The 14,944-nt window shown below is 67.3% G+C and carries 10 protein-coding genes; 8 read left to right on the top strand and 2 right to left on the bottom strand.

Annotated elements, in window-relative coordinates; all coding sequences use genetic code 11:
- Positions 1 to 63 precede the first annotated feature (63 nt).
- Positions 64 to 1,752: an ABC-F family ATP-binding cassette domain-containing protein gene (locus ACTJKH_RS06930; RefSeq protein WP_440736300.1), complete on the top strand. Its 1,689-nt coding sequence runs from the start codon at positions 64 to 66 to the stop codon at positions 1,750 to 1,752.
- Positions 1,753 to 1,779: 27 nt separating this feature from the next.
- Here the strand turns inward: ACTJKH_RS06930 and ACTJKH_RS06925 are convergent, their stop codons facing one another.
- Positions 1,780 to 2,862, bottom strand: coding sequence for an FAD-dependent oxidoreductase (locus ACTJKH_RS06925; protein ID WP_440736299.1), 1,083 nt, complete (start codon positions 2,860 to 2,862; stop codon positions 1,780 to 1,782).
- A 76-nt stretch (positions 2,863 to 2,938) separates the two neighbouring features.
- Between ACTJKH_RS06925 and ACTJKH_RS06920 the strand changes: the two genes are divergently transcribed.
- The 3 genes from ACTJKH_RS06920 to ACTJKH_RS06910 all read left to right on the top strand — a co-directional run bounded on the left by ACTJKH_RS06920 (position 2,939) and on the right by ACTJKH_RS06910 (position 9,736).
- Positions 2,939 to 4,054, top strand: a complete 1,116-nt coding sequence (locus ACTJKH_RS06920) for a GuaB3 family IMP dehydrogenase-related protein (protein WP_210099112.1) — start codon at positions 2,939 to 2,941, stop codon at positions 4,052 to 4,054.
- 58 nt (positions 4,055 to 4,112) lie between these two features.
- A complete protein-coding gene (locus ACTJKH_RS06915) occupies positions 4,113 to 4,865 on the top strand; it encodes an SURF1 family protein (protein ID WP_440736438.1) in 753 nt (250 codons plus the stop codon).
- Positions 4,866 to 5,101: 236 nt separating this feature from the next.
- Positions 5,102 to 9,736, top strand: coding sequence for an ExeM/NucH family extracellular endonuclease (locus ACTJKH_RS06910; RefSeq protein ID WP_440736298.1), 4,635 nt, complete (start codon positions 5,102 to 5,104; stop codon positions 9,734 to 9,736).
- Positions 9,737 to 9,828: 92 nt separating this feature from the next.
- On the opposite strand, the gene ACTJKH_RS06905 is transcribed toward ACTJKH_RS06910, so the two are convergent.
- The gene (locus tag ACTJKH_RS06905) at positions 9,829 to 10,632 is read right to left on the bottom strand and encodes a DeoR/GlpR family DNA-binding transcription regulator (RefSeq protein ID WP_210097221.1); all 804 of its coding nucleotides are present in this window, start codon (positions 10,630 to 10,632) and stop codon (positions 9,829 to 9,831) included.
- 250 nt (positions 10,633 to 10,882) lie between these two features.
- Here ACTJKH_RS06905 and ACTJKH_RS06900 point away from each other — a divergent pair, with 250 nt between their 5' ends.
- From ACTJKH_RS06900 to ACTJKH_RS06885, 4 genes are all read left to right on the top strand, one after another.
- A complete protein-coding gene (locus ACTJKH_RS06900; RefSeq protein ID WP_210097222.1) occupies positions 10,883 to 12,178 on the top strand; it encodes an ABC transporter substrate-binding protein in 1,296 nt (431 codons plus the stop codon).
- 82 nt (positions 12,179 to 12,260) lie between these two features.
- Positions 12,261 to 13,184, top strand: a complete 924-nt coding sequence (locus ACTJKH_RS06895) for a carbohydrate ABC transporter permease (RefSeq protein WP_440736297.1) — start codon at positions 12,261 to 12,263, stop codon at positions 13,182 to 13,184.
- A 2-nt stretch (positions 13,185 to 13,186) separates the two neighbouring features.
- Positions 13,187 to 14,032 carry a carbohydrate ABC transporter permease gene (locus tag ACTJKH_RS06890; protein ID WP_210097224.1) on the top strand — a complete coding sequence of 282 codons (846 nt, stop codon included), beginning with the start codon at positions 13,187 to 13,189 and terminating at the stop codon, positions 14,030 to 14,032.
- A 45-nt stretch (positions 14,033 to 14,077) separates the two neighbouring features.
- Positions 14,078 to 14,941 carry a ketose-bisphosphate aldolase gene (locus tag ACTJKH_RS06885; protein ID WP_210097225.1) on the top strand — a complete coding sequence of 288 codons (864 nt, stop codon included), beginning with the start codon at positions 14,078 to 14,080 and terminating at the stop codon, positions 14,939 to 14,941.
- Positions 14,942 to 14,944: the final 3 nt, after the last annotated feature.

The following is a 14,944-nucleotide window of genomic DNA, read 5'->3' as shown; positions in this document are numbered from 1 at the left end:
TGCGGGGCTGCGACCTGATAGCCTGGTCGGCTCGCCATGCGGGCGGAAGGACGGCCACGCACGGTGGGATATATCGATGTAGCTGGGGTCTCACTGACCCTGCCGGACGGCAGACCGCTGCTGGATGACGCGACGTTCCGCGTCGGATCGGGGTCGACGAGCGCGTTGATCGGCCCCAACGGGGCGGGCAAGACGACGCTGCTCCGCATCATCCGCGGCGAGCAGGCTGCCGACGCCGGAGTCGTGACGATCGACGGCGGACTCGGCGTCATGGACCAGTTCGTCGGGCACGGTGAGCCGGGGCAGACCGTGCATGAGCTGCTGGTGCGTGTCGCCCCTCGGCGCATCAGGCAGGCGGCGGACGCGCTCGAAGCGGCCGAGAACGCGCTGATCGAGCGCGACGAGCACGACACGCAGATGGCGTATGCGACGGCGATCGCCGAGTACGCCGACGCGGGCGGCTACGAGCACGAGACGGTGTGGGACCAGTGCACGGTCGCGGCCCTCGGCGTTCCCTACGACCGGGCGCGCTTCCGCGAGTTGACCACGCTCTCGGGAGGCGAGCAGAAGCGCCTCGCTCTGGAGGCGCTGCTTCGAGGCCCCGACGAGGTGCTCCTTCTCGACGAGCCCGACAACTATCTCGACGTGCCGACCAAGCGCTGGCTCGAGGAGCAGCTGCGGCAGACGCCGAAGACGGTCCTCCTCGTGTCGCACGACCGTGAGCTCCTGGCGCGCGCGGTCGACCGGCTCGTCACTCTCGAACCGGGCGGGGCCGGGGCGTCGGCATGGGTGCATGGCGGAGGCTTCGCGACGTACCACCAGGCGCGCAGCGACCGGATGGACCGCCTCGACGAACTGCGTCGGCGGTGGGACGAGCAGCACGAGAAGCTGCGCGTCCTCGTCGCGAATCTCAAGGTCAAGGCGTCGGCGAACGACGGGTTCGCCTCGAGGTATCAGGCGGCCCAGACCCGTCTCCGCAAGTTCGAGGAGGCGGGACCGCCCGAGGAACGACCACCCGCCCAGGAGTTCGACATGCGCCTCCGGGGGTCGCGCACCGGCAAGCGGGCCGTCGTCGCGGAGCGGTTGGAGCTCACGGGACTGATGCGCCCCTTCGACGCAGAGGTCTGGTACGGCGACCGCGTCGCCGTGCTGGGGTCCAACGGATCGGGGAAGTCCCACTTCCTGCGCTTGCTGGCCCGCGGCGGAAGCGATCCCGACTCGACGCTCGGCCATGTGGCCTCGACGGGTGAGCAGCTGGCGGAGGTCGCTCACGAGGGCCGTGCGATCCTCGGTGCCAGAGTCGTCCCCGGGCTGTTCGCGCAGACGCACGCGCACCCGGAGTTCGTGGGGCGCACGCTGCTCGAGATCCTGCACCGCGGTGACGAACGTCGGGCGGGGATGCCGAGGGATGCCGCGAGCTCGGCGCTGGATCGCTACGGGCTCGTGCGGCAGGCGCAGCAGACGTTCGAGTCGCTGTCGGGTGGGCAGCAGGCCCGATTCCAGGTGCTCCTCCTCGAGCTCTCGGGTGCGACACTGCTGCTGCTCGACGAGCCGACCGACAACCTCGACATCGAGTCGGCCGAGGCTCTCGAAGAGGCACTCGTGCGCTTCGAGGGCACTGTGCTCGCGGTCACGCACGACCGCTGGTTCGCGCGCTCGTTCGACCGGTTCCTGGTGTTCGGGTCGGACGGGGAGGTGTACGAGGCGGATGCTCCCGTGTGGGACGAGCGCCGGGTCGCACGCGCCCGCTGAGATCGGTCGATCTGAGCGCGTCCGGCGTCAGGCGAGCCGGAACGCTGCGGCGGCGTGCGCGGCCGGGTCGAGCGCGAGATCGGCCAGCGTGGCGCCGACCCCCGGGGCGAACTTGAACCCGTGCCCCGAGAAGCCCGCTCCCACCACGATCCGTCCCCGCCGGTCGAGCACGAAGGCGCTGTCGTCGGTCGAGGTGTAGGTGCAGCTGATCGGCGAGGCGGATGCCGGGTCGAGGCCCGGCATCCACTCGCGCACGTAGTCGGCCAGCGCCTCGGCATGGGTCGTCCGGTGCGGGCGCGCATCAGGGTCGACGGCATCGCCGACCCGGTGGAACCCGACCTTGACGCCCTCACCCGGCGTCGGCATGCCGTAGACCGTCGCCGGATAGCGGTCGGTGTCGACGTAGTGGTTGAACGACGGCCATGTCGATCCGTCGACCGGCAGGAAGTGGGCAGGCGTCTCCTCGGTGACCTCGAGCCGGGGAAGCCCGATGCCGGGGAGCATCTTCTCGGTCCATGCGCCCACCGTGACGACGGCGACGTCGGCGCGCACACGGCGCTCGCCGATGACCAGTTCGACGCCGGCGTCGGTCTCGTCGATCCGTGTCACCGGGGTCTGCCAGCGGACCTCGCCACCGGCGGCGACGATGCGTCTTTCGAGTTCTCCCAGTGCCGCGGATGCCCGGGCGACGCCGGCGTCGCGGGAGAACAGCACGGGGCTGTCGAATCGCATGCCCTCCCAGCGCGATGCGGCCTCGGCTGGTTCGAGGATCCGGGCGTGGATGCCTCGCTCGCGGAGGCGGCGCTCGATCGTGACGACATCGACGTCGCCGTGCGTGACCAGGCCGTGCAGACGAAGCAGCGGCTCGCCGTCGACGGGGCCGAGCGCCTCCCATCCCTCGCGCGCGCGGACGAGGAGGTCGAGGTAGTGCTCCTCGTCGTAGGCGTTGTTGAAGTTGCGCGTCGCACCGTGCGAGGCTCCTTCTCGGTGCCCGCGGGCGAAGCGCTCGAAGACCACCGGTCGGTGGCCTCGCCTGGTCAGCTCCCAGGCTGTGGCGAGTCCCATCACGCCGCCTCCGACGACGGCGACTTCCACGGCATCCACCGACATACTGCCTCCCGATCTCGGTTCCAGTCTCCCAGCCGTCGGCACCTCCGCGCGCGCCCGGTAGTCTGGAGGGGTGACCATGGAGATCGAGCTCGGCCGAGGCAAGCGCGCGCGACGCGCGTACACGTTCGACGACATCGCGGTGGTGCCGTCCCGGCGCACGCGCAACCCGGAGGATGTGTCGACCGCCTGGACGATCGACGCCTTCGGTTTCGGCATCCCGGTGCTGGGCGCCCCGATGGATTCCGTCGTGAGCCCGCAGACGGCGATCATGCTGGGGCAGCTCGGCGGTCTGGGCGTGCTCGACCTCGAGGGTCTGTGGACCCGCTACGAGAACCCCGAGCCGCTGCTGGCCGAGATCGCCGGTCTCGATGAGAGCAAGGCGACGGCGCGCATGCAGCAGCTGTACGCCGAGCCGATCAAGCCCGCCCTCATCACGCAGCGCCTCGCCGAGATCCGCGAGGCCGGCGTGACCGTGGCCGGATCCCTGACCCCGCAGCGCACACAGGAGTTCTACGACACCGTGGCCGCAGCCGGTGTCGACCTGTTCGTCATCCGCGGCACGACGGTCTCGGCAGAGCACGTGTCGAGCGTCGACGAGCCGCTGAACCTCAAGAAGTTCATCTACGACCTCGACGTGCCCGTGATCGTCGGCGGCGCAGCCACGTACACGGCCGCGCTGCACCTGATGCGCACCGGTGCCGCCGGCGTGCTCGTCGGCTTCGGCGGGGGAGCGGCATCGACCACGCGCGCCACGCTCGGCATCCACGCGCCGATGGCGACGGCCGTCTCCGACGTCGCGGCTGCGCGTCGCGACTACCTCGACGAGTCCGGCGGGCGCTACGTGCACGTCATCGCCGACGGTGGGGTCGGCACGTCCGGCGACATCGTCAAGGCGCTCGCGATGGGTGCTGACGCCGTCATGCTCGGCGTCGCGCTCGCCCGCGCCACCGACGCGCCCGGCCGCGGATTCCACTGGGGCCCCGAGTCCCATCACCCGAAGCTTCCGCGCGGTCGCCGCGTCGAGGTCGGCGGCATCGGCACCCTGGAGGAGATCCTCTACGGTCCGGCTCCGGTCGCCGACGGCACGGCGAACCTGATCGGGGCGCTGCGCAAGTCGATGGCCACCACCGGATACTCCGATCTCAAGGAGTTCCAGCGGGTCGAGGTCGTGCTCGCACCCTACGAGGCCTGAGGCTCCGCTCGTCACCGTGACTTCTCCCGTACTGTTCCCGCCGACCCTTCGCGAGGTCATGCTCCGGGGACGCTGGATCGGGATGCTCGTGCTGTGCCTGGTCGTCGCCGGCGTGTTCGCCTGGCTCGGCCAGTGGCAGCTGGAGCGTGCGATCGAGACCGATCCGCCGCCCGCCGGAGCGACCGAGCAGGTGCGTCCGCTGACCGACGTCGTCGAACCAGGCGCGTATCTGCCCGAGCCGCTCGTCGGACAGAAGGTCGAGACGTCGGGAACCTGGGTCCCGGATGACTTCCTTGTGGTGTCCAGCCGGTTCAACGACGATGTCGAAGGCTACTGGGTCACGGGTCAGCTGCGCGTCGCGGAGCGCACCTCGATCGCCGTCGCGATCGGATGGACCGCCGATCGGGCCGTCGCAGATGATGCCGTGGAGAAGCTGAACGCCGGCGAGACGGAAGCCTCGATCACCGGTCGCCTGATTTCGGACGAAGGGCCCGCGGCGCCGCCGAAGGACGACCCTCAGCGCATGGACCGCATGTCGACCGCCGCCCTGCTGAGCCACTGGCACGACGTCGATCAGCTCGATGTGTACCGGCCGTACCTCGCGTCGACGACGGCGTCGGCCGGACTCGCCGACATCTCGTCCCCGGCGCCCGAGGAGCAGTCTCCGGTGAACTGGCTCAACATCTTCTACGCGGTGGAGTGGGCGATCTTCGCCGGGTTCGCGTTCTACCTCTGGTATCGACTCGCGAAGGACGCCTGGGAGCGCGAGGTCGAGGAGTTCGAGGACGCCGCCGCGGGCGAGACCGCCTGACCGGTCGCGCGCGCCTGCGCGTGGAACGATGCGCATCCGAGCGCGGACGCTCGCGGTGTTCCACCTTCGTCAGGGGTGCTTTCCGACGTTCGGTGAGGGCTTGGTTACCAATCGGAAAACTCCGTTGAGGTTGTCTGAGGGCCTCCGTATGCTCGCTCACATGTGCGTCAGCTGAGAGCGCGCAGCCACGGTTTCACGAGAGCCGTCGCCAGACGATACCCGAGGAGACAACACAGATGATGTCCGCTCCCGACGCCGCGAACCACGAGGTTCACGGGTCAGCTCGCAGAAGTCGGGGGCGTCTCGGCGTCCTCGCCGCCACCTGCGTCGCCGCTCTGGGCGCCAGCGCCCTGATCGCGGCTCCCGCATCCGCCGACGTCTCCGGGACGGGGGTCGTCATCAACGAGGCCTACCTCTCCGGAGGTAGTGCCGGCGCAGCCTTCACGAACAAGTTCGTGGAGCTCTACAACCCCACCGCATCGCCTGTCACGCTCGACGGCATGTCGCTGCAGTACCGCTCGGCGACGGGAACGGGCAACTCCAACGGCGTCGCGCCGCTCACCGGCGTCATCCCGGCCGGCGGCCACTACCTCGTGCAGGCAGGCAGCAACGGCGCGAACGGCGCCGCCTTGCCGACCGCGGATGCGGTGAGCACCCTCAACCCGAGCGGCACCAACGGCACCCTCGCACTCGTCGACGGCACCGCAGCGGTCGCGCTGACTCCGGGCTCGGTCACCGGTGTCGACGGCGTCATCGACGTGCTCGGCTACGGCACCTCGAACACCTTCGAGACTGCAGCGGCGACGCCGCCCACCGGCAACACCGACGTCAAGTCGCTCAACCGCACCGACGGCAAGGACACCGACGACAACAAGGCGGACTTCAGCCTCTCGGCGACCATCACGCCCCAGAACACCGGCGGCACCGACCCGGGCACCGACCCTGGCACCGACCCGACCGAGGTGTCCATCGCCGAGGTCCAGGGCACGGGTGATGTCTCGCCGCTCAACGGCCAGACCGTCACGGTCGAGGGTGTCGTCACGGCCGACTACCGCACCGGCGGCTACAAGGGCATCGTCATCCAGACTCAGGGGTCTGGCGGAGAGAACGACGCCACCCCCGGCGCATCCGACGGCGTCTTCGTCTTCCTGAACGCGCTCGCGCCCACGCTCGAGATCGGCGATCTCGTCTCGGTCACGGGCTCCGTCAGCGAGTACTTCGGCCAGACCCAGATCAACCCCACCGCGCTCTCCGGCGTCTCGGTGGTGCAGGCGGGCGTGGGAGTCCCCGAGCTCACGCCGCTTCCCGACACGATCGAGGGCACGGACCGCGAGCAGTACGAGAACATGTACGTCGCACCCGCCGGCACCTACCGCGTCGCGTCGAGCCACCAGCTCTACAACTTCGGAGCGCTCTGGCTGAACGCCGGTGCCGACCTCAACGTCAAGAACACCGAGACCGTGCGCCCAGGCGACGAGGCGAAGGCGATCGCCGCGGCGAACCGCGCGAACCGCATCCTCCTCGACGACGGCTGGTCGATCCAGGTCACGAACAGCGGTCACCCGAACGACCAGCCCTACTTCACGAAGGACCTCGTCGTCCGCAACGGCGACACGGTCGACTTCAGCGACAACGGATACGTGCTGCAGTACGGCTTCGACGACTGGCGTCTGCAGCCGGTCGTGCCGATCGACAGCACCTCGTCCGACGACCTGAAGGTCGGCTTCGACGCGACCAACCCCCGCACCGACTCGGCACCCGACGTGGGCGGCGACGTGCAGGTCGCGTCGTTCAACGTGTTCAACTACTTCACGACGCTCAAGAGCGAGAACTCGAACGCTCGGGGCGCGGCGAACGCGGCCCAGTTCGAGATCCAGAAGTCCAAGATCGTCGCGGCCATCAACGGGCTGGACGCAGAGATCGTCTCGCTCATGGAGATCGAGAACTCGATCAAGCTCGGCGGCTCGCTCGACGAGGCGCTGGCCGATCTGGTCGACGGACTCAACGACGCTCTGGGCAGCGAGGAGTGGGACTACGTCCGCACCCCCGACGAGCTGAACGACTCGGCAACCACGGACTACATCACCAGCGCGATCATCTACAAGAAGGATGCCGTCGAGACGGTGGGCGACAGCCTGACCGTGACCGACGAGACCGTCTGGGGCAACGCCCGCGAGCCGATCGCGCAGGCGTTCGACATCGACGGACGCGTCGTCACCGTCGTGGCGAACCACTTCAAGTCGAAGTCGGCACCCGAGGGCGGCGGCGCGGAGCCGGCTGACGGCCAGGGCTTCTTCAACGCCGACCGCGTGAAGCAGGCGAACTCGCTCAAGGGCTTCACGGAAGAGATCGAAGAGAAGACCGGCAGCAGCGACATCCTGCTGATCGGCGACTTCAACGCCTACGCGAAGGAAGACCCGATCGAGGTCTTCACGACCGCGGGGTGGAGCGACGTCGCTCGGGAGAAGGCCCCCGAGCAGCACACCTACTCGTTCGACGGTGAGCTCGGCTCGCTCGACCACGTGCTGGCATCCCCGTCGCTCGCCGCATCGATCACCGGTGCAGGTGTGTGGAGCATCAACTCGCCCGAGTGGAGCGACCGCGGCTACGCGTTCGGCGCCACCGAGGCGGGCACGCCGTTCCGCTCCAGCGATCACGACCCGATCGTCGTCGGTGTCTCGTCCGAGATCCCGCCGGTCAGCATCGACGTCGTCACGATCAACGACTTCCACGGCCGGATCGAAGCCGACGGCGCTGCCGCCGGTGCCGCCGTGGTGGCCGGAGCCGTGAAGCAGTTCCGCGAGGAGAACCCGAACACGATCTTCGCCGGCGCCGGTGACCTGATCGGCGCCTCGACGTTCACCTCGTTCATCAACGACGACAACCCGACGATCGATGCGCTCAACGCCGCCGGTCTCGACGTCAGCGCGGCAGGAAACCACGAGTTCGACCAGGGCTGGGAGGATCTGCGCGACCGTGTGCAGGACCGCGCGGACTGGGAGTACATCTCGTCGAATGTGTTCGTGACCGAGACCGGAGAGCCTGCGCTCGCCCCGGCCTGGGTCAAGGAGCTCGACGGCGTGCGCGTCGGTTTCGTCGGCGCCGTCACGGAGGACCTCGACTCGCTCGTGTCTCCCGAGGGCATCGCCGACCTCGAGGTGCGCAGCATCGCCGACTCGGTGAACGCCGTGGCCGACGACCTGCGCGACGGAGACCCCTCCAACGGCGAGGCGGATGTCGTCATCCTCCTCGTCCACGAGGGCGCATCCAGCGTCGAGCTGTCGAGCATCACTCCGGACTCGCCCCTCGGCGAGATCGTCTACGGAGTCGATGACGACGTCGACGCGATCGTGTCGGCGCACACCCACCTCGCGTACAACCACGTCATCGACGGCCGACCGGTCGTCTCGGCAGGGCAGTACGGCGAGAACCTGGGTCTCATGAACCTCCAGGTCGACCCGAAGACGAAGGAGCTCATCTCGATCACCAACGAGATCAAGCCCCTCACCGCCGCCGGCAAGCCGCTCTACCCGGCCGTTCCTGAGGTCGCCGACATCGTCGCCAAGGCGAAGGCCGAGGCCGATGTGCTCGGAGCGGTGAAGGTCGGCGACATCACCGCTGACTTCAACCGCGCTCGCCAGACGAACGGGTCGGAGAACCGCGGTGGCGAGTCCACCATCGGCAACTTCGTCGCCGACGTGCAGAAGTGGTCCACCGGCGCGGACATCGCGCTGATGAACCCGGGTGGCATCCGTGCCAACCTCACGTACGCCTCGTCGAACGCCAGCGACCCGAACGGCAACGTCACGTACCGTGAGGCGGCGACGGTGCAGCCGTTCGCCAACACGCTCGTGACGCTGACGCTCACCGGCGCGCAGCTGAAGGGCGTGCTCGAGGAGCAGTGGCAGCCGGCAGGCTCCGCGCGTCCGTTCCTCAAGCTCGGTGTGTCGGAGGGGCTCGTCTACACGTACGACCCCGCAGCCGCACAGGGCTCACGGGTCACCTCGATCACGCTCAACGGAACCGCGATCGACCCGGCGGCGAACTACACCGTGGCGGCCAACTCGTTCCTCGCGGCGGGTGGAGACAACTTCTTCACCTTCAAGGAGGGCACGGGCAAGCGCGACACCGGCAAGATCGACCTGCAGTCGATGGTCGACTGGTTCGACGCGAACAAGACCGCGACCCCCGACCTCGCCCAGCGCGCGGTGGGCGTCTCGGTCAGCGCACCGGATGCCGACGGCTACAGCGCCGGCGACCAGGTGACCGTCGCGCTCTCCTCGCTGGCTTTCAGCGCGGGGGAGCAGGCTCCCGGCCAGGTGACGCTGTCGCTCGGTGACACGCAGCTCGCCGCCGGTGCTGTCGACCCGACGATCGTCGACACCACCGATGAGGCCGGTCGTGCGTCGCTCACCTTCACGGTTCCCTCGGGCGTCTACGGGGAGCAGCTGCTCACCGTCGCGGTCGCCGGGACCGGGACGACGGTGCAGGTGCCGTTCACGATCGCGGGGGAGGAGCCGGCGGAGTTCGCGGGTTCCATCGACCTCGGATCCTCGAAGGTGACCGCGGGCAAGAAGCTGAAGATCACCGGTGAGGGCTACGAGCCCGGCGAGACGGTGACCGTCGAGCTGCGGCCCAAGAAGGGTGCGGCCACCGAGGTCGGCACCGTCAAGGTCAAGGCCGACGGCACCTTCTCGACATCGGTCACCGTGCCGAAGGGCACGCAGCCGGGCAAGTACACGGTCGCAGTCGCGCAGGCCGACGGAGACGCGGCCACGGCCACCGTCACCGTGAACCGCGCAGGCGGCATCGGTGGCATCATCGGTGGCATCATCGATTGGCTGTGGGACCTCCTCAACGGGTGGTTCTGACGCCATCGTGAGCGTGACGCAGGTATGACAGAGGCGAAGGCCGCCGGGAGACATCCCGGCGGCCTTCGTCGTGCGTGCGAGCGATCGCCGCGTCAGGCGGAGATGACCTCGACCTCGGCCTGCGCGAGAGCGGTCGCGAACGCCGATTCCGGGGGAGTGTCCGTCACCAGGTAGTCCGCACGGTCCAGAGTCGTGACCTGCGCGAACAGGCGGCGACCGAACTTCGAGGAGTCGGCGAGGATCGCCGTGCGCTCGGCACGCTGGATCATCTCGGACATCATGTTCGCGTCGCCCATGTTCGACGTCGAGAACCCCGCCTCGTCGATCGCTCCGACGGCGATCAGCGCGAGATCGCAGCGGATGTCGACCTCCGGGCCACCGGGGGTCATCGTGAACGTGACGGGTCCGGTCGTGGCCTGCGTGATCGCCCTCACGGCTCCCCCGAAGACATACAGGTCGCGGAAGGCGGAGGGCGAGATCTCCGCCGGGATGCGGAGATTGTTCGTGGCGATCGTCAGATCGCGGTGATTGCGCAGAGCACGGGCGAGAGCCAGGGTGGTCGTCCCCGCGTTGAGCATCACGACGGCGCCGTCGTCGATCAGCCCCGCGGCGAGGCGGGCGATCTTCTCCTTCTCCTCGATCTGCATCCGGAGTCGCACATCGAGCGCGCGGTCTTTGAGCTGGCCTTCGGCGCTGACGGCGCCGCCGTGGGTGCGGATGACGACGCCCTCGCGGTCGAGCTGGTCGAGATCGCGGCGGATCGTGTCGATGGAGACGCTGAAGTGCTCGGCGAGACCTCCGACGGTCACCTCTCCCACCTGCTCGACATAGGCGGCGAGATCGGCCTTCCGACCAGCGGGGAGTCGGCGCTTCGGCGACGGTGCAGATGCTTCCATGCACACATCTCTAGCACATGTCGGCAGAGAAGTCGGCAGACTTCAGCAGATAACAGCATCCAAGATCTCGGTATGACCAACTTGGTTCTCGCCGGGAAAACAGGGATACAGTCATCAAATCTGTAGTTACATGTGGGAACAAACGCAGATATGTGCTTGACGTTCTCGCAAATGTCGGCATAACATGGCTTAAAACCGCACGAACAAGCATCGAAGCGCGTGTGCGGCACGATCTCGAAGAGGAGAAGTGATGATCACAGTGGGGCGAGGGCGACGCATTCTGAAGCTCGCCGGCGCAGCGACAGCAGCCGTGACAGTCCTGGCCGTGGCAGGTTGCGCGGCTGGCGACAGCGGAACCGATGGAGGGGATGGCGGAGACGTCACCATCGAGTTCGCACAGTGGTGGGAGCCCGAGCTCCCCGACGGTGAGTTCCGGGCGCTCATCGACGAGTTCGAAGACGCCAACCCGGGCATCACGGTCAAGCTCGTGAGCGGACCGTATGCATCGACCAAGGAACAGCTGTTCGCAGGAGCGGCATCCGGAACCATGCCGGACGTCGTCGGCCTCGACGGCGCGTGGGTGAACGACTTCGCCTCGCAGGGCGTGATCGCCGACCTCACCGCTCTGATGAAGGAGAACGACTACGACGACAGCGAGCTGGCGAGCCAGATCCAGGTCGACGGCAGCACCTACATGATCCCGGTCGTGAACTTCGTCTACCCGATGTTCACGAACGACACCCTGCTGGCCGACGCGGGCGTCACCGCACCTCCCACCACCCGCTCGGAGTTCGCGGACGCGGCATCGAAGGTCTCGGCTCTCGGCGGCGACGTCTCGGGCTGGGTGCTCCCGCTCTCGCTGGAGGCACCGAACGGCGTGCAGAACGATGTCATGTCGTGGGTCTGGGCATCGGGCGGCTCGATGCTCAAGGACGGCCAGCCCGACCTGACGAACGACGACGTCACCTCGGCCGTCGACTTCATCGGCGACATGTGGGATGACGGCTCGATCGCCTCGGGCTCCTTCACCATGAAGGAGCAGGACAAGGTCGAGGAGTTCACCAACGGTCGTGTCGGCATGATGATCGACTCGCTCGCGCACATCAACCTGATCCGCGAGACGAACCCCGACCTGAAGTTCTCGATCTCGGCGCTTCCCGCCGAGGACGGCTACGACGGCGAGCGGGGCATCCCGTACGCATCCTGGGGCATCGGCGTCGCCGAGAACTCGGAGCACAAGGATGCCGCGTTCAAGCTCGTCGAGTTCCTGATGAGCGAGCAGACCAACTCGGAGCTCTCGACGATGGCCAAGGCCTTCCCCGGCAACTCGAAGTCCGTTCCCGACTTCGTGAACGACGACGAGCTGTTCAAGCAGGCGTTCGACATCTACCAGGCGGGATACCCGGCGAACGAGTTCACCGGACTCCCCGTGGCGGAGGACCTGATGCGTCAGCTCGGCGAGCAGCTGCAGTCGGCCTTCGACGGTCAGCAGTCGATCGACGACGCGCTCAAGAAGGCGCAGGAGAGCTGGAAAGCGGAGTTCTGATCTCCCGCTTCCCGAATGAACGGGGTGCCGCATCGCGACCGATGCGGTGCGGCACCCGACCAACCAAGGAGCCACGCTTCCCATGAGTCTGAGAACATCCGACGACACCGAGGTGATCGTCACCGGGGTCTCGATGTCGCGTCGCAGGCGGCAGCTGCGCAAGACCACCGAGTCGTACGCCTTCCTCTCGCCGACGATCATCCTGCTCTTCGTCCTGATGATCGTGCCGATCGTCATGGTGATCGGGTATTCGTTCCAGGACAACGTGATCCTGAACAAGTCGCCCGAGTTCATCGGCATCGGCAACTACGTCGAGATCCTCTCGGACCCCCGGTTCTGGAAAGCCACCGGCAACACGATCCTGTTCACGGTGACCAGCGTGGTCGCGCACCTGGTGCTCGGGCTCGCCTTCGCGATGATGCTCAACAGCCCGCTGCTCGGCCGCTTCTCGCGCTCGTTCTTCCGGGCCCTGTACGTCCTGCCATGGCTGTTCACCGTGGCGGTGATCGCCGTCCTGTGGCGCATGCTCCTCGCGCCGAACGGCGTCGTGAACTTCCTGCTCAACACCGACATCGAGTGGCTCGCGTCACCGCAGCTCGCGCTCGGGACCATCATCTTCATCAACATCTGGGCCGGCTACCCCTTCTTCATGGTGAGCCTGCTCGCGGGCCTCCAGGGCATTCCAAACGAGCTGAACGAGGCGGCCACGGTCGACGGCGCGGGTGCGGTGCAGCGGTTCTGGAACGTCACGGTCCCGCAGCTCCGACCGATCATCGTCAGCCTCGTGCTGCTCGACCTGATCTGGACCTCGCAGCAGTTCGCCCTCATCTGGATGACCACCGGTGGCGGACCGATCGACGTGACCGAGGTGCTCAGCACCTTCACCTACAAGCTCGCCTTCGCCAAGTACGACTTCTCGCTCGCGGCGACCTCCGCGGTGCTGGTCCTGCTCATGTCGATGGTGCTCGCCGTCTTCTACGTCCGTCACCAGAAAACGAGGGACTGATCATGGCTCTCACCGTGCAGAATCAGCGTCGCGTCGCCAAGACCGGCGTGATGATCGGCCTCATCCTCGGTGCCGTGTTCGCCGCGGGCCCCGTGCTCTGGATGCTGTCGAGCTCGTTCAAGTCGAACACGCAGATCTTCGAGCTCCCGCCGCGACTCGTCACCGACACGTTCTCGTTCGACGCGTACGTCGCGATCTTCACGAACCCCGAGACGATGCGGTTCTTCCTGAACAGCTACGTCGTCGCCGGCTCCGTGACGATCCTGACCCTGCTCGTGGCGATCCAGGCGGCCTACGCGTTCAGCCGCTTCGACTTCCGCGGCAAGCGCATCCTGAACGTCGTGATCGTCAGCGTGCAGGCCGTGCCGCCGATCACGCTGCTGATCCCGTACTTCGGGCTGATGGTCGCGCTCGGCCTCTACAACTCGTACCTCGGGCTCATCCTCACCTACATGGTGTTCACGCTGCCCTACGCGATCATCATGATGACCGGCTACTTCAATACCCTGCCGAAGGAGCTCGACGAGGCCGTCCGCGTCGACGGCGCCGGGTCCATGACCGCCCTGTGGCGCATCCTGGTGCCGATCTCGATCCCCGGCATCGTCTCCGTCGGCATCTACACCTTCATGATCGCGTGGAACGAGTACCTGTTCGCGCTCACCCTCACCCGCACGATCGACATGCGCACGGTGCCCATCGGCATCCAGCTGCTCATGGGTCAGCACTCGTACGAGTGGAACCAGATCATGGCGATGAGCGTGCTCGGGTCCATCCCCGTGCTCATCCTCTTCCTCTTCTTCCAGCGGTACTTCATCAGCGGTCTCACGGCGGGGTCCGTGAAGAGCTGACGCGGCGCCGACGGATCAACGACCACCACGAAACAGGAGAATCAAGTGCTCTACACCGGCAAATCCATCCTCGATGTCGCCAACGAGAACAACTTCGCCATCCCGGCGTTCAACATCAGCGACTGGGCGATGTTCAACGGCATCATGGACATCAGTGAAGAGAAGGCCGCTCCGGTCATCATCGCGATCCACCCTGACGAGGTCTCGCACATCACCACCGATCTGATCGCCGCGATGCACTCGCGTGCGCACCGTTCGAGCGTGCCCGTCGCGATCCACTGGGACCACGGCGGAAGCTACGAGCAGATCATCACGGCCATCAAGGCCGGCTTCACCTCGGTCATGATCGACGCCTCGCTGCTGCCGTTCGACGAGAACGTGGCGCTCACCCGAAAGGTCGTCGACGCAGCTCATGCGGTCGGCATCCAGGTCGAGGGCGAACTCGGCACGATCGGCGCGAACGACAGCTACGGCGAGTCGGGTGCGGCCGAGATCATCTACACGAACCCCGCCGACGCGGTGCGCTTCGTCGAGGAGACCGGGGTCGACAGCCTCGCGATCGCGATCGGCACCTCGCACGGCCTCTACCCGAGCGACAAGAACCCCGAGCTGCGCCACGATCTGCTCGAGGAGATCAAGGCCGCGATCGGCATCCCCCTCGTGCTGCACGGCGGATCATCGAACCCGGATGCGGAGCTCCGCCGAGCGGTCGAGCTGGGCGTCAACAAGATCAACATCTCCAGTGACATCAAGGTCTCGTACCACAACCGCATGCGCGAGGTGCTCGGCACCGATGAGCGTCTGCGCGAGCCGAACGCGATCCAGCCGGCGGCGCTCGAGGCGATGAAGGTGACCGCTGCCGAGAAGATCGATCTGTTCGGGGCGGACGGCAAGGCCTCGCTGTACTGAACT

Source organism: Microbacterium sp. 22215, assembly GCF_052045655.1.
Lineage (GTDB): Bacteria > Actinomycetota > Actinomycetes > Actinomycetales > Microbacteriaceae > Microbacterium > Microbacterium phyllosphaerae.
This window is presented reverse-complemented; position numbering and strand designations above follow the sequence as displayed.

Excerpts from the sequence above, each read along its gene's own strand:
- ACTJKH_RS06910 (WP_440736298.1), top strand. The coding sequence starts at position 5,102 with ATGATGTCCGCTCCCGACGCCGCGAACCACGAGGTTCACGGGTCAGCT.
- ACTJKH_RS06920 (WP_210099112.1), top strand. The coding sequence starts at position 2,939 with ATGGAGATCGAGCTCGGCCGAGGCAAGCGCGCGCGACGCGCGTACACG.
- ACTJKH_RS06905 (WP_210097221.1), bottom strand. The coding sequence starts at position 10,632 with ATGGAAGCATCTGCACCGTCGCCGAAGCGCCGACTCCCCGCTGGTCGG.
- ACTJKH_RS06915 (WP_440736438.1), top strand. The coding sequence starts at position 4,113 with ATGCTCCGGGGACGCTGGATCGGGATGCTCGTGCTGTGCCTGGTCGTC.
- ACTJKH_RS06895 (WP_440736297.1), top strand. The coding sequence starts at position 12,261 with ATGAGTCTGAGAACATCCGACGACACCGAGGTGATCGTCACCGGGGTC.
- ACTJKH_RS06890 (WP_210097224.1), top strand. The coding sequence starts at position 13,187 with ATGGCTCTCACCGTGCAGAATCAGCGTCGCGTCGCCAAGACCGGCGTG.
- ACTJKH_RS06900 (WP_210097222.1), top strand. The coding sequence starts at position 10,883 with ATGATCACAGTGGGGCGAGGGCGACGCATTCTGAAGCTCGCCGGCGCA.
- ACTJKH_RS06925 (WP_440736299.1), bottom strand. The coding sequence starts at position 2,862 with ATGTCGGTGGATGCCGTGGAAGTCGCCGTCGTCGGAGGCGGCGTGATG.